Source organism: Cryobacterium tagatosivorans (assembly GCF_004402215.1).
In the GTDB taxonomy this organism is placed as follows: Bacteria; Actinomycetota; Actinomycetes; order Actinomycetales; family Microbacteriaceae; genus Cryobacterium; species Cryobacterium tagatosivorans.
Genome location: NZ_SOEZ01000030.1, coordinates 21331 through 35979 on the forward strand (window position 1 = coordinate 21331; position 14649 = coordinate 35979).

A 14649-nucleotide genomic window follows, 5' to 3' on the forward strand; every position below is an offset into this window, starting at 1 on the left:
GTCGTGGGTTGGCTAGCGGGGCATGGTGGGCGGTGCGCGGTGCGGGTATCTTTCGGAGGAGACGACACATGTCGTGTCTCTTGCTGGAGGTGGCGTCATGTCGATGAATCCCGAACCTGGCCGGCCCTATTCGCCCGACAACTTCGGCGCCCCGCCGACCGAACGCGCGGATGCCCGGCGGCGGCTGGAGAGAAAACGCAAGCTCGTCGGCGACATCGTCGCCTACGTGGTGGTGAACGCGTTCCTGGTCGGGGTCTGGGCGGTCACCGGGATGGGCTACTTCTGGCCCGGCTGGGTGCTGGCCGGCTGGGGCGTTGCGCTGCTGCTGGACGCCTGGAACGCCCTCTACCGCCGGCCGATAACCGAAGCCGACATCGACCGGGAACTGCGCAGCGGGCCCTGAGTTCCGCGCGGCCGCAGCGATGTGTCGCACCGAAGGCAAGGCACGCGAACGCGATGCACCCGAACTGAATGCACCGAAAGGAGGCTGAGATGGGCAACAAGGGCCTTCCCCCCATCGAACGATGGTGGCCCCGCTGGATGTCACCTTCAAGCACGAGATCCTGGCCGACCTGGATGCGCCGCTCAGCCCGGCCGCGCTCGAGGAGGTCTTCCGCCTCAGCGGCAAGGCTTCTCCGGACCTGGCCGGATCCGTTCGCCTGACTGCGGCGGAGCAGAGCTACATCCGCACGCAGGTCGAAGCTGTCGACTGAGCGACCGGCTCCCTGGCGGACAGCGAGCGGGGACGCAGAACGGGCCACCCCGAGGGGCGGCCCGTGCTGTGGCGCGTGGTGCGCGTGGGGTGTCAGTCGCGGACGATCGCGAAGATGCGCAGCAGCTCCACGTACAGCCAGACGACGGTGACCATGATGCCGAACGCGCCGGACCAGCCGAACTTGCGGGGGGCGCGGTTGTTCACGCCGCGCTGGATGAAGTCGAAGTCGAGCACCAGCGAGTACGCGGCCATGATCACGGCGAGGACCCCGATGATCAGGCCGAGCGGGATGCCCATGAACTCGGCGCTGCGGAGGCCGAACGGGCTGTCCAGGGCGCCGAAGGCGACCAGGCCGAAGTTGACCAGCGAGAACACCAGGTAGCCGACCATCGCGATCATGAAGACCTTGGTGGCCTTCTTGGAGGCGCGGATCTTGCCGTTCGCGAACAGCGCGAGCGTCACGCCGACGACGACGAGGGTGGCCAGCACGGCCTGCACGACGACGCCAGGGTAGAGCTGCTCGAAGATCACCGAGATGCCGCCGACGAAGAGGCCCTCGGCGCCCGCGTAGGCGAGGATCAGGGCCGGGGACGGCTCCTTCTTGAACGTGTTGACCAGGCCGAGCACGAGGCCGACGATCGCGCCCAGGATGGGCAGGAAGATCATGCTCGGGGTGAGGAACCACGACGCGGCGGCGGCCACGAGGAGCAGCGCGAAGCTCAGCGTCGTCTTCGCGATGGTGTCTTCGTAGCTCATCCGGTCGGTGTCCTGGGCGCCCGCGGCGGGGGCGTTGTACAGGTCCTGCAGCTCGGTGGGCGAGAGTACCTTGGTCGAGGCCAGCGCACCGGGCGCGCCGAAGGCGGCGTTGCGCGAGAAGGCGGGGTTGGAGGTTGCCATGGTTTCCTGGCTCACATTCGATCGGGTGTCGGCCGGCGCCGCGTCGGCGCCGGGGGATGTTCCACGTTGATTCTATTCAGACGGGCTGGGCATCCGCTCGGAAATGCCCGGTACGGGCCGAATTGACGCCAGCCAGGCGGCCGCCCAGGCGGAGCCGACGGTCACGATCGCGCCGACCAGCAGGCCCAGCCAGTTCTGGCTGTACTCGCTGAGCGTGAACTTGAGCAGGAAGACCGCCGCCAGGACGGGCAGCAGGGTGAGGTAGCCCAGCAGCGGACGGTGCCGCACGAACAGCCAGCCGGCCAGCAGCACGACCCAGGCCCCGGCGAAGTCGGCCCCGCCGATCAGCACCAGGCCGGCCACGAGGCAGGGCACGAGAACGACGAGGCGCCGCCAGAGAGCGCCGGGCAGCACCAGCCAGCCGACCAGCTGCACCGCCGGTCCGATCAGCAGGAACCACAGGCTGTACGTGCTCGTCAGGTTGGTGGCGGCGATGCCCAGCACCACGGCCGACAGGCCGGCCAGGTAGCGCGCGCGGTAGCCGCCCCAGCGGTGCAGCCGCGGGGCGGGTTCGATCACGATGGTCACGCGTCGATTCTGGCAGTCGCGCGGCTAATCTTGGGGAATGAAACCGATCGTCATTGGCCACCGAGGGGCGAGCGGTTACCGTCCGGAACACACCCGTTCCGCCTACGAGCTGGCCTTCGCCCTCGGCGCGGACGCGGTCGAACCGGACATCGTGGCCACCCGCGACGGCGTGCTCGTCGTGCGGCACGAGAACGAGATCTCCGGCACGACGGATGTCGCCTCCCGCTCCGAGTTCGCGGACCGGCGCGCGACGAAGCTGATCGACGGCAAGGAACTCACCGGCTGGTTCACCGAGGACTTCACCTGGCCGGAACTCAGCACCCTCCGCGCCCGGGAGCGGATCCCCGAGATCCGCCGGAGCAGCGCCAGCTTCGACGGGCGGTTCCCGATCCTGCGGCTGCGCGACGTCTTCGAGATCATCGACCGGGCCTCCGACGCCGACAAGCGCGCCTTCGGGATGGTCGCCGAGATCAAGCACGCCACCTATTTCGAGTCGGTCGGCCTTCCCCTGGACGAGCTGTTCGCCGAGGAGGTGAACGCGGCCGGCTGGAACGGGGCGGACGGTCGCCTGACGATCGAGAGCTTCGAGCAGGGGGTGCTCGACGGGGTCTACGCCCGCGGGATCTACGGCAAGCGGGTGTACCTGGTCGAAGCGCGCGGCAAACCCTTCGACGAGGTGGCCCGGCTCGGAGCGAAGGCCCCGCACTACGCCGACTACCTCACCGAGGCCGGCCTCTACGCGCTCAGCGGCCGCGTCGACGGCATCAGCGTCGACAAATCGCTGATCCTCGAGACGGATGAGGCCGGCCGGGTCCTCGGCGCCTCCGATCTCGTCGACCAGGCCCACGCCGCCGGGCTGGAGATCTACTGCTGGACCCTTCGGCCCGAGAACCGGTTCCTCGCGAAGTCCTTCCGGCGGGGCCGGCTGAAGGCCGACTTCGGCGACTGGCCGGCGGAGTTCCGCACCATCATGCGCACCGGGATCGACGGTGTCTTCGTCGACCATCCCGACCTGGCCGTGCTGGCGCGGGACGAGCTCTGACGCGGCCGCGTGTCGGAGGCAGCGCCTAGAATTGATCGTGACATGACGACCCCCATAGCCCCGGACACCAGCCCAGCGGCCACGCCTGTGATCATAAACGCGCCGATCATGGACGGGCCGGGCTTTGGCCCGGGTGCCGCCGGGGGAGCGGGCTACCGCAGCCCGCTGCTCGACGGGCTCAACCCCGAGCAGCGCGAAGCGGTGGAGTACCGCGGCCCCGCGCTGCTGATCATCGCCGGCGCCGGCTCCGGCAAGACCAGCGTGCTCACCCGCCGCATCGCCAGCCTGCTCGAGACCCGGGACGCCTGGCCCAGCCAGATCCTGGCCATCACCTTCACCAACAAGGCCGCCGCCGAGATGCGGGACCGGGTCCGGGCCATCCTCGGCCAGGGCGCGGACGGCATGTGGATCTCCACCTTCCACTCCTCCTGCGTGCGCATCCTGCGCCGCGAAGCCGAGAAGGCCGGCCTGACCAGCACGTTCAGCATCTACGACTCCGCCGACACCAAGGTCACGCTCAAGCGCATCATCAAGTCCCTCGACGCCGACACGCTCGGCTTCACCCCCGGCAACGTCGCGGCGAAGATCTCCAAGCTCAAGAACGAGCTGGCGGATGTCGACTCCTACGCTCGCAACGCGAACATGAGCGACCCGCAGGAGGTCATGTTCGTCGAGATCTTCCGGCAGTACACGAGCCGGCTGCGCGCGGCCAGCGCCCTCGACTTCGACGACCTGATCGGCGAGACGGTCTACCTGTTCCGCGCCTTCCCGGCCGTCGCCGCCCTCTACCGGCGCCGGTTCCGGCACATCCTGGTCGACGAATACCAGGACACCAACCACGCCCAGTACGCGCTCGTCCGCGAACTCACCCGGCCGGTGTCCCCGGAACTGGCCGAGGAGATGGAGGCGGACGGCGTGCACGTGCGCAACCTGCGCGACGCCACGGGCGCGATCCCGGGAGCCTCGCTCACCGTCGTGGGCGACTCCGACCAGTCGATCTACGCCTTCCGCGGCGCGGACACCCGCAACATCAGCGAGTTCGAACGCGACTTCCCCGGCACCAGGGTGATCCTGCTCGAGCAGAACTACCGCTCGACCCAGAACATCCTCTCGGCCGCCAACGCCGTGATCGGCCACAACTTCGACCGCAAAGAGAAGAAGCTCTGGAGCGCCGGCGGCGACGGCGAGAAGATCGTCGGCTACACGGCGTACTCCGGGCACGACGAGGCCCAGTTCGTCGCCGACGAGATCGAGGTGCTGCACCAGGCCGGGATGGCCTACCGCGATATGGCCGTGTTCTACCGCACCAACGCCCAGACCCGGGCGCTGGAGGAGATCCTCGTGCGCGCCGCCGTGCCGTACCGGGTGGTCGGCGGAACCAAGTTCTACGAACGCGCCGAGATCAAGGATGCGCTCGCCTACCTGATCTCGGTCGCCAACCCGGTCGACGAACTGGCCCTGCGGCGCATCCTGAACACCCCCAAGCGCGGCATCGGCCCGGCCACGGAAACGCAGCTGGCCAGCTTCGCCGAGGCGAACCAGATCAGCTTCCGGCAGGCCATGCGGAACGCCGGGGCGCTCGGGCTCGGGCCCAAGGTCACCGGGGCCATCCTGGCGCTGTCCACCCTGCTCGACGAGGCCGCCCTCAAGCTCGACCCGGCCAACCCGGCCGGGCAGGCGAATGTGTCGGAACTGCTCACCTTCCTGCTCGAGGGCAGCACCCTGCTCGCGGGCCTGCGCAACAGCCGCGACCCGCAGGATGAGGCGCGGGCGGAGAACATCGAGGAACTCGTCGCCCAGACGAAGGACTTCAACCGGGAGAACCCCGACAGCGGCCTGGTCGACTTCCTCACCCAGGTCTCCCTGGTCGCCGCCGCCGACGACCTCGACGACGCATCCGGGACCGTCTCGCTGATGACCCTGCACACCGCGAAGGGCCTCGAATACGAGGCCGTGTTCCTCACCGGGGTCGAGGAGGGGCTGCTGCCGCACCAGATGTCCGCGGGCGAGCCCGGCGGCCCGGCCGAGGAACGGCGCCTGTTCTACGTGGGCATCACGAGGGCCCGCCAGCGGCTCTACCTGTCCCTGGCGATGACGAGGGCCCAGTTCGGCGACATCAATGTGGCCATGCCGAGCCGCTACCTCCAGGAGATCCCCGCCCAGCTCATCGACTGGAAACAGTCTCCGGGCATGGCGAACTCGCGCGGCGGAACCCAGCCGCGCGCGCTCAACGCCCGGCGGGACGGCTACGGCGGCGGATTCGGCAAGAGGGAGCTCGCGCCCGCCGGCCTGCCGCCCGCGCCGACGCCGAAGACCGAATGGGCCAACCGGGTCACCGGGACCGTGCGCGACAACGGCGACCTCACCCTGGCGGCCGGCGACCGGATCCGTCACGTCGACTTCGGCGACGGACGCGTCAACCAGGTCACCGGCGAGGGCGCCAAACGGATCGCGCATGTGCAGTTCGACACGGCGGGCGCAAAGAAGCTCCTGATCAAGATCGCGCCGATCGAGAAGCTCTAATCAACGGGGGAGGGGGCGAGGGCGGCGAGAGGCGCGGGAAGCCGGAAACCCTGCTCGAGCGGATCAGGTCGCTGCGGGCCCTCGATATCGAGGTCGCCTCCAGGGCGACCGTCGCCGTCGCCGTGCCGCTGATCGTGCTCGTCGCGCTCGGGCGGGTCGACCTGGCGCCCTATGCGGCCTTCGGGGCGATGACCTCGCTCTACGGCAGGAGTGAGCCATACCGGCTGCGCGCCCGCACCGTTACCACCGCCGCGGTCGTCCAGCTCGCCTGCATCGCCCTGGGTCTGCTGGTGGCCGTGACCGGTGCGCCCCTGCCGGTGATCGCGGCCGGCCTGGTGGTCGTGATCACCGCCGGCATCCTCGTCGCGTCGACGGTGGGCCTCTTCCCCCGCACCCCCGTCTTCTTCGTGTTCGCCTACCTGGTCTGCGCCGAGGTGCCGACGCCCGCCGACGAGGTGTGGCCGCGGATGCTGCTGGCCGCCGGGGCCACGGCCTTCGCCTGGCTGCTCGTCATGTCCGGCTGGGTGCTTCGGCGGCTGGCCGGCGATCGCTCGGCCGACCTGTTCAAGCGCCTCCCCCGCGAGGCCGGCCTGCACGCCGCGGCCTACCGCGACCCGCAGGTGTGGCTCACGATCGCCGAGAACGTCGTGGGCGTGCTCGCCGCCGGTGGGATCGCGCTGCTGATCGGGATCGGTCATCCGTACTGGGCCGTCGTCAGCGTCGTGGCCGTGCTCCCGCCGCCGCGCGCGCGGCATTCCACCTCGCGGGCGATCCACCGCATCCTCGGCACAGCGCTCGGTGTCGTCGTCACGGCGCTGGTCCTGCTCCCCGGGCCGCCGGTCTGGGTGCTGATCCTCGTCATCGCGATCGGCCAGTTCGGCGCGGAGATCCTGGTCGGCCGGCACTACGGAGCCGCCCTGCTGTTCATCACCCCGCTCGCTCTGACGGTCGCGCACCTGGCCAGTCCGGTCGACGTGCCGACCCTCCTCCTCGACCGGCTGGTGGAGACGGCGCTGGGTGGGGCGACCGCCATCCTGATCCTGCTGGCGGCCAGGGCGGGAGCCTCACGGAGGGGCGCAGGGCGGCCCGCGACCGCCTGACGACCGCCTGACGACCGCCTGACGACGCGTGCGGGCGCATCGGAAGCACACAGCCGGTTCTCAGCTTCTTGATAGCCCTTCGATTGCCGCGGCGGCGAAGCTGTCTCTCATGAGCCTCGACACGACCCTCGACAAGCCCCGGAGACGCCCCGGCGGCGCCCCGTCCGCGCCGGCCCCGCACCCGGCCTACCAGCGACGGATGCGCCTGGCCGACACGCTGCAGGTGCTCAGCATCGTCTCGGTCGCCCTCGTCATCGCGATCTTCCTTGCCGACGGCGGCGCGGCCCGGTTCGGCACGCCGGCCGACGCGCTCACGTCGCTGGGCATCCTGAGCGGCCTCGTCGGCAGCGACCTGCTGCTGGTCATGCTGCTGCTGGCCGCACGCCTGCCCCTGATCGACCGCGCGTTCGGTCACGACCGGGCCATGGCCGTGCACCAGTCCCTCGGCAAGCCCGCGCTCTACCTGCTCCTGGCGCACGGCGCCCTGCTGGTCGGCGGCTACGCGCTCGCCGAAAACTCCACCCTACCGGCGGAGGTGTGGACCATGCTCACCCAGCTCCCCGACATGCCGCTCGCCTTCGTCGGGCTGGGGCTCCTGATCGCCGTCGTCGTCAGCTCAATCGTCGTGGTCCGCCGCCGGTTCCGCTACGAGGCCTGGCATGCCGTGCACCTCCTCGCCTACATTGCGGTGCTCGTGTCGATCCCGCACCAGCTGAGCGTCGGCGGGCTGCTGCGTGACGGCACCTTCCAGCGCTACTACTGGCTGGCCCTGTACGCGGCGGTCGCCGGCTCGATCCTGCTGTTCCGGTTCGTCATCCCGGTGGTGCGCTCGATCCGGCACGGCCTGGTCGTCGCCGGCGTCGACCGGGTCGCCCCCGGCGTCGTGTCGATCCGCCTGAAGGGCCGCCGGCTCAACAAGCTCAATGCAAGCGCCGGCCAGTTCTTCATCTGGAGATTCTGGACCCCCGGCCTGTGGTGGCAGGCACACCCGTTCTCGCTGTCGGCCGCGCCGGGCGGCAACTCCCTCCGGATCACCGTTCGCGGGCTCGGCGACGCCACCGCCGAACTTCCCAGCCTGACCAGGGGCACCCGGGTGAGCTTCGAAGGCCCGTACGGGCTCTTTACGGAGCGGGCCAGGACCTCTCCCCGCCTCGTTCTCGTGGCCGCCGGCATCGGGGTCGCGCCGATCCGGTCGCTGCTCGAGAGTGCGTCGTTCGAGCCCGGCGGCGCGACGGTCATCCTCCGGTCGCCGACGGTCGGTGAGGGGTATCTGGCCGACGAAATGGCCGAACTCTGCGCGCGCCGCGGGGCCACCCTGCGGGTCATCGCCGGGCACCGGCCGGCCGGTGTCGACAGCTGGCTGCCCGCGGATGCCGCGGCCGCCGGCGTCACTCTGGCTACACTCGTGCCGGAGCTGCGCGAGGCCGACCTGTACGTCTGCGGCCCGCGGCGCTGGACCGACGCCGTCGTCCAGGACGCCCGGTCGGCAGGCATGCGCACCCGGCAAGTCCACTACGAAAGGTTCGACTGGTGAGAAAACGTGCAGCCGCCTTCGCCGCCCTGGCCTCCCTCTCTGTACTCGCGGCCGGCTGGGAGATGGGCGTCCAGGCCGGCGTCCTGAACCCGTCGACGGCGAGCGCTACCGCGGCCACGCCGTCGGCACCGTCCGCCGGCCCGTCCGCCGCGGCGACCCAGCCCACGGCATCCGCGGCGCCGTCCGCCGCAGCGGCGCCGGCAGCCGGCACGTTCACCGGAGCGGTCGTGCAGACCCAGTTCGGCGACGTGCAGGTGGCGGTGACCATCGCCGGCGGGAAGATCGCCGACGTCGCCCCACTGCTGCTCACCGATCGCGACGGCAAGTCCGTGAACATCAGCAACCGGGCGGCGCCCATCCTCCGCGACGAGGTGCTGTCGGCGCAGTCGGCCAACGTGCAAAACGTCGGCGGAGCGACCTACACGAGCTCCGGGTACGTCCAGTCGCTGCAGTCGGCTCTCGATGCCGCCGGGTTCTAAGCCCTTCAGCGATCCCGGGTCCGCCGGCGGGCCTGCGATCACCTTCGAGTCGATGGGCACCGTCGTCAGCCTGCGAATGGGCGACGGCGACGCCCACGACGGCACCGGCACTCGCGAGCTGCGCCGGATGGCCGGCGCGGCCGCAGAGGCGGCGTTCCGGCGCTGGGACGAGCGTTTCAGCCTGTACCGGCGCGACTCCGAACTCAGCCGCGTCGCGCGGGGCGACATCCGCCTCACCGAGGCGAGCGCGACCCTGCGGGATTGCTACATGCTTGCCCTGGGCTGGCGTGACCGCACGGACGGGGTGTTCACCCCGCATCGGGCGGATGGCGTGGTCGACCTCTCCGGCGTCGTCAAGGGCCTGGCCATCGCGGAAACCGGCGAGATCCTGGCCGGCCTCGGCCTCGCCGGGTGGAGCATCAACGCCGGCGGGGACATCCTGGTCGACGGACGCCCGGCACCCGAGGTGGACTGGGTGGTCGGGATCGTCGACCCGATGGACAGGGGCGAGGTCCTGGCCGGTGTGCCGCTCGCCGGCCCGCTGCGCGCGGTCGCGACCTCGGGCAGCGCGGAACGCGGAGAACACATCTGGACGCCCGCCCCCGGCGCAGCGTCGCCGTACCTGCAGGTGAGCGTGTTCGCCGCCGATATCGTCACGGCGGATGTCCTCGCCACGGCGATCGTCGCCGGCGGCGAGAAAACGCTCAATGACAGCACCGGCCGATGGCCGATCGAGGTGCTCGCCGTGCTCAGGGACGGCGAGCTTCTGGCGACTCCCGGCCTTCGCCGGCCGGCTTCCTGAGCGGGCCGCGGCCCGTCGGAATCGCGCCCGCGACGTGGCTGGTTGCGACGCGCGCGAGCGTCTTGCCCGGGCCCGGTGACGGGCGTACCGTGGCTCGCGCGGGGGAGACTTTCCCCCGATCGTGAGGAGTTGTGATGATGGCAAGCGACCCGGACGCGCTGTGGCCCAAGCGAACCGACCTCGGCAGCGAGGGCGTCGACGAGGACCGTGAGGTCGATGACATCAACCTGACCTTGGACGAAGACCTCCTCCCCGAAGAGGAGGAGCAAGACGAATGGGCGATTGACGCCGACGAACGTCCGGTCAACCTGGAAGACGAGGATCGCGACGAAGGCGGGGCGGAGTAAGCCTCTCGGCCCCTGCGCCTAAGCCTCTGCGCATAACTCCTCCAATTCGCGCTTGTCCAGCGGGCCGGCCCGTCAATCCGGGGGGTGGGGCGAGACCGTCCACGCGTTCTGGAGGAGTTATGAACGGGTGGGGCCCTGGTCCTGGTCGGAGTCGGAGTCGAGTTCCCGGTCGAGCGGATGCCGCAACTCGTCGCGGGGCATCCGGAAGATGACGATCGCGCTGAGCGCGAGCACCGGCGGCACGAGCCCGGCGATGAGGAAGGCCGGCGCCAGGCCGATGGCCTCGCCGACCGGCCCGGCCAGCGCCATCGAGACCGGCATGAAGGCCAGCGAGACGAAGAAGTCCAGGCTGGACACCCGCCCGAGCATCGCCGGCGGAACGCGGCGCTGCAGCAGGGTGCCCCAGATCACCGTACCGGCCTGGAAGGCGAAGCCGACGAGGAAGAGCGCGAGGATCATGACCCACAGCTGCGAGGTCAGCCCGATGACAGCCAGGGGCACGCAGCCGACGCCCCAGAGCACGTTCATCACGGTGAGGTAGCGGCGCGGCAGCCGCCGGGAGGCGACGACGAGCGAGCCGGCGGCCCCGCCGATGCCGAACGCGGCCAGGGCCAGGGCGAAGCCGGCCGGTCCGCCGCCGGCCTGGTCCTTGACCGCGAACGGCAGCAGCACCTCGATCGGCCCCATCAGCACGAGCACCAGCACGGTGAAATAGGACAGCGTTCCGAGCAGCCACGGCGTGCGGACCATGTAGGCGAAGCCCGCGCGCATGTCCGCGAGCACCGACAGGAACGGATGCCGGCGGGGCGCGTCCGGATCGGGCGGTTCGCGGCGCAGGGCCGTCGGGCGCAGGATCGCCAGGCCGAGGGCGGCCAGCAGCTGCGCGGCGGCGATCAGCGCGAAGGCGAAGCCCGGCGAGGAGGCCGCGATGGCGGCGCTGGCGGCGGCGGGGCCGGCCGCCTGCATCACCATCGGCCGGAGCATCCCCTCGACGCCGTTCGCGGCGAGCAGTTGCTCGGCCGGGAGGATCGAGGGCAGCAGCGCCGAGTAGGCCGGGTAGAAGAATCCGTCGGCCACGCCCAGGGCGAAGGAGATCGCGGCCAGGTTCCAGACATCGACGGTGCCGGTGAATGCCAGGAACGCGGCGACCCCGATCGCGACGGTCTTGGTGGCCTCGACGGTGATCATGATCCGGCGCTGGGGGATGCGGTCGGCGGCGACCCCGCCGATCAGCACGGCCGCGAGCAGGCCGGCGGCGGAGCCGGTGGCGACGATCGAGAGTTCGGCGGGCCCGCCGCCGAGTTCGATCACCTGCCAGACCACGGCGACCAGCCACATGCCGGCTCCGAAGAGCGACAGTGTCATCGCGCCGATCAGGACGCGGTACTGCCCCTCACGGAAGGGCTGGGCGGCCCGGGGGAGCCTGGGCCGGCGGCGCGGAGGTGTGCCCGTGGTGGCGTCATCCCTCATGGCGAGCGTGGTCCTTCCGGCGGCGGTGCGACCCGTCCATGATTCCGCGCCTTCCCGCCGTGCCGCAACCGGCGCGCCGGAACCGGCCGGTCGGTTAGCTGCGGGACCGGGCCCGGCGGACCAGCAACGCGATGCCCCGCCAGCCGAGCAGGAACGCGCCGAGCACCAGGGCGGTCACGATCGCGAAGCTGGGCTGCACGCCCTGCCCGGCGACCAGGCGCAGCGCCAGCCCGCCGGCGACGGCGCCCAGCCAGACGCCGATGCCCGTCCAGACGATCCGGAGCGGGCTGCGCCAGGCGCGCATGACCAGCCAGCCGATCGCGAGTCCGCCGAGGAACGGCCAGAGCGTGTTCAGGACCCCGAGGAGATCCTCGCCGTGGCTGGCCCGCCCGATCAGCACGAACACGAGCACGAGGGCGACATCGATGGCCGCGGCGAAGATCATCCCCCCATCCTCCCGCGAAACCGCAGTTGTGCGCGCTAAACGGCACGAATGACGCGCACAACTGCGGTTTCGCGGGGGTGGGAGCTAGATCGCGGTGCCGATCAGGGCGCCGATCGCGTAGGTGACGACAAGGGCGAGCAGGCCGCCGAGCACGATCCGGCCGATGGCGCGGCTCTTCGAGCTGCCGCCGAGGTAGGCGCTGAGCCAGCCGGTGACGACGAGGGCGACCACGACGGCGATGAAGGTGGCCGGCAGGCGCCACTCGGGCGGCGGGAGGAGCACCGACACGAGCGGCAGGATGGCGCCGACCGTGAAGGCGATCGCGGACGCGAACGCGGCGTGCCACGGGTTGGACAGCTCCTCGGTGCCGATGTGGAGCTCCACCTCGAGGTGCGCGCCGAGTGCGTCGTGCTCGGTCAGCTCGAGGGCGACCTGCTTCGCCGTCCCCGGGCTCAGGCCCTTGGCCTCGTACAGCCCGGCGAGTTCGGCGAGTTCCTGCTCGGGCATGTGCTCGAGTTCGTACCGTTCCTTGGCGATGAGCGCCCGCTCGGTGTCCCGCTGGCTGCTCACCGACACATACTCGCCCAGGGCCATCGAGATGGCGCCGGCGAGCAGGCTCGCCACGCCCGCGATCAGGATGGCGGCGGCATCCGGCGTCGCCGCGGCAACACCCACGACGAGCGCGGCGACGGACACGATGCCGTCGTTGGCCCCGAGGACCCCGGCGCGGAGCCAGTTGAGCCGGGACGCGTGTCCGGCGGTGTGCGGGTCGGTGCCGTGGGCCTGCTCAGTCATGTGCCCAGCCAATCACCCCCGGGCCCGCCGGTCCAGTGGCGCGCCGGGAGGCCCGCCGTTCGCGCGCGGCGGGATGAGCCCGGCCAGCTCCGCGAGGGCCGAACGATACGCTCCGGTGCGGTAGTACTCGCCGTGCCCGTCGACGGCGCCGGTGTAGCCGCTCGTGTCGATCTCGTCGGCGAACCGGTCGAGCGGATTTCCCGCCCATTGGTTCGAGAAGGCCGGGAAACCCAGCGGGTCGGTGAGCCGCCAGAGGCTGATCCAGCGCCGCACCGGGACGGGCGACCTCGCCTCGACGGCCGGCGCCGGGGCATCCGAGTCGGCCGCCCACGGGTCGGCGCCCCACAGGCGCGGGCGGAGGCAGGGCGTGGTGCCGAGCGCGGCGGGGCCGATCAGCTCGGGGAACATCCGCCCGAAGTACGGCCGCAGCTGCACGCCGAAGGTGAGCAGCGACACCCGGCCGCGGAACCGGTCCCACTCGGGATGCGAGGACAGCGCGAACAGGACGGACAGGGACACGACGGCCCCCATGCTGTGGGCGGCGAGCACCACCTCGCGCCGCCGGGCGCGCGGCGCATCCTCCTGCCGCAGCCACCACAGGATGCGCCGGGACACCTCGGGCACGGCCCGTTCGGTGTAACAGGGCGCACCGAGCGGATGCCCCGCACGCGGCAGGAAGCAGGCCAGGTCCCAGACGATGGCGAGCGGCCGGGCCAGCCCACCCGCGCCGGCCGGAACGGCCAGCCCGGCCAGCACGAGGACGGCGACGCCGGCCCACGCGCCCATCGACACGTCCAGCAGCGACCGGATGCCGCCCGCCGCCGCCCAGGACTCGAGGAAGGGCGGGGAGAAGAGCGAGAGCGCGCTCAGCACGCCGGTGGCCAGCACGGCCAGGAAGGATGCGCCGGCGAGGACCGCGATCGCGGGCTCCACCAGGTGCAGGCGGGCAGCCGTGCCGCGCTTGCGGTCGCGGACCGGCCCGAGCAGCGCCGTCAGCTCCGCCGCGGAACCGACCGGCATGTCCGTGTCGTCGGTCGGCGCCGCGAGCCCGCGGGCCGGCAGCCAGGCGTCGGCCCGCGCCGAGACATCCCGCCGCGCCAGGAGCGCGCCGCCGATGGGCAGCAGCGCCGCCAGGAACAGGGCCAGGGAGACACCGCCGAACCAGGGGAAGATCAGCGGCACGGCCAGCTCGGGACCCGGCGGCACGCACGCCTCCGGGCAGGCGGCCGCGGGCGGGGGCGGGGGCGGCGTGGCCGCGGGGCCGAGGAGGGCGCTGGCCCCGGCTCCGCCGTTCAACCAGTCGCCGACGCCCACGGTCACCAGGCTGGACCAGATCAGGCCGAGGCCGAGGGCCAGGGTGAGGAAGACGGCCGGCGCGAGGCCGTGCCAGGCCTCGAAGCGCGCTTGCCGGCCCGGGGATCCCGGGATCCGGAAGAACGCGCTCGCCGCGATGATGAGCACCATCAGGCCGATCAGGGCGAGCACCGCCAGCTCCAGGGCGGTGAAGCCGACCCTCGCCCGCACGTCGTCGACGGCACGGACGGTGACGCCTCGGACGACCAGGGTCGCCAGGGTCGCGGCGTAGACGCCCGAGCAGAGCGCGACCAGAACGCCGTGCCGGCGGCCGCCCGTCCCTGCGGCGCCCTCGGTCGGCAGGGTACTCGTGCCGAACGCCGTCGCGAGGCTCGCGGCCAGCAGCGCGGCGGAGAGCACGGCCAGGAGCGGGGCCGGGCCGCCGCCCCCGTCGAGCGTGTCCTGGGCCGTGAGGATGAGTGACACCAGGCTCAGCCCCGCCGCGAGGTGCGCGAGTGCCAGCCGATGCGTGTCCACGCGGGAACTCCAGAAACCGGGCCGGGCCAGCAGGGGCCCGCGCGGCGCGGCCGCCGGGGCCGGCCCGGATGCCGCCGCCGCG

The 14649-nt window shown here is 71.6% G+C and carries 14 protein-coding genes and 1 pseudogene; 9 read left to right on the plus strand and 6 right to left on the minus strand.

Translation table 11 applies throughout. The features are described from left to right. Window positions 1-97: 97 nt before the first annotated feature. Together E3O23_RS05670 and E3O23_RS05675 are read left to right on the plus strand one after the other, a co-directional pair. Window positions 98-403 (plus strand): 2TM domain-containing protein, encoded by a 306-nt coding sequence (locus tag E3O23_RS05670; protein WP_166790418.1) that lies wholly within the window; start codon window positions 98-100, stop codon window positions 401-403. Window positions 404-524: 121 nt separating this feature from the next. After that, window positions 525-713 (plus strand): hypothetical protein, encoded by a 189-nt coding sequence (locus tag E3O23_RS05675; RefSeq protein WP_134489007.1) that lies wholly within the window; start codon window positions 525-527, stop codon window positions 711-713. A 92-nt stretch (window positions 714-805) separates the two neighbouring features. Here the strand turns inward: E3O23_RS05675 and E3O23_RS05680 are convergent, their stop codons facing one another. Continuing rightward, the gene (locus tag E3O23_RS05680) at window positions 806-1612 is read right to left on the minus strand and encodes a Bax inhibitor-1/YccA family protein (RefSeq protein ID WP_134489009.1); all 807 of its coding nucleotides are present in this window, start codon (window positions 1610-1612) and stop codon (window positions 806-808) included. A 72-nt stretch (window positions 1613-1684) separates the two neighbouring features. Beyond that, window positions 1685-2200 carry a hypothetical protein gene (locus E3O23_RS05685; RefSeq protein ID WP_134489011.1) on the minus strand — a complete coding sequence of 172 codons (516 nt, stop codon included), beginning with the start codon at window positions 2198-2200 and terminating at the stop codon, window positions 1685-1687. 37 nt (window positions 2201-2237) lie between these two features. Between E3O23_RS05685 and E3O23_RS05690 the strand changes: the two genes are divergently transcribed. From E3O23_RS05690 to E3O23_RS05720, 7 genes are all read left to right on the plus strand, one after another. Next, window positions 2238-3242, plus strand: a complete 1005-nt coding sequence (locus tag E3O23_RS05690) for a glycerophosphodiester phosphodiesterase family protein (protein WP_134489013.1) — start codon at window positions 2238-2240, stop codon at window positions 3240-3242. Between the two features lie 42 nt (window positions 3243-3284). Beyond that, entirely contained in the window at window positions 3285-5765 is a 2481-nt protein-coding gene (locus tag E3O23_RS05695) for an ATP-dependent helicase (protein ID WP_134489015.1), read from the plus strand. Window positions 5766-5887: 122 nt separating this feature from the next. Next, on the plus strand, window positions 5888-6865 hold the full coding sequence (locus E3O23_RS05700) for an FUSC family protein (protein ID WP_241983341.1): 978 nt from the start codon (window positions 5888-5890) through the stop codon (window positions 6863-6865). Between the two features lie 109 nt (window positions 6866-6974). Then, window positions 6975-8399, plus strand: coding sequence for a ferredoxin reductase family protein (locus tag E3O23_RS05705; RefSeq protein ID WP_241983342.1), 1425 nt, complete (start codon window positions 6975-6977; stop codon window positions 8397-8399). Beyond that, the gene (locus E3O23_RS05710; RefSeq protein ID WP_241983343.1) at window positions 8396-8878 is read left to right on the plus strand and encodes an FMN-binding protein; all 483 of its coding nucleotides are present in this window, start codon (window positions 8396-8398) and stop codon (window positions 8876-8878) included. The genes E3O23_RS05705 and E3O23_RS05710 overlap by 4 nt, the downstream gene beginning before the upstream one ends. Next, window positions 8862-9680, plus strand: coding sequence for an FAD:protein FMN transferase (locus E3O23_RS05715; protein ID WP_241983344.1), 819 nt, complete (start codon window positions 8862-8864; stop codon window positions 9678-9680). The genes E3O23_RS05710 and E3O23_RS05715 overlap by 17 nt, the downstream gene beginning before the upstream one ends. 134 nt (window positions 9681-9814) lie before the next feature. Further along, a complete protein-coding gene (locus E3O23_RS05720) occupies window positions 9815-10027 on the plus strand; it encodes a hypothetical protein (RefSeq protein ID WP_134489017.1) in 213 nt (70 codons plus the stop codon). A 117-nt stretch (window positions 10028-10144) separates the two neighbouring features. Here E3O23_RS05720 and E3O23_RS05725 read toward each other — a convergent pair whose 3' ends face one another. The 4 genes and pseudogenes from E3O23_RS05725 to E3O23_RS05740 form a co-directional block, all read right to left on the minus strand. Further along, window positions 10145-11497 (minus strand): MFS transporter, encoded by a 1353-nt coding sequence (locus E3O23_RS05725; RefSeq protein WP_134489019.1) that lies wholly within the window; start codon window positions 11495-11497, stop codon window positions 10145-10147. A gap of 94 nt (window positions 11498-11591) precedes the next feature. After that, the gene (locus E3O23_RS05730; RefSeq protein WP_134489021.1) at window positions 11592-11942 is read right to left on the minus strand and encodes a DUF3054 domain-containing protein; all 351 of its coding nucleotides are present in this window, start codon (window positions 11940-11942) and stop codon (window positions 11592-11594) included. An 84-nt stretch (window positions 11943-12026) separates the two neighbouring features. Then, window positions 12027-12737, minus strand: a complete 711-nt coding sequence (locus tag E3O23_RS05735) for a VIT1/CCC1 transporter family protein (protein ID WP_134489023.1) — start codon at window positions 12735-12737, stop codon at window positions 12027-12029. A gap of 12 nt (window positions 12738-12749) precedes the next feature. Beyond that, window positions 12750-14649, minus strand: a pseudogene (locus E3O23_RS05740) (hypothetical protein); the annotation flags it as partial.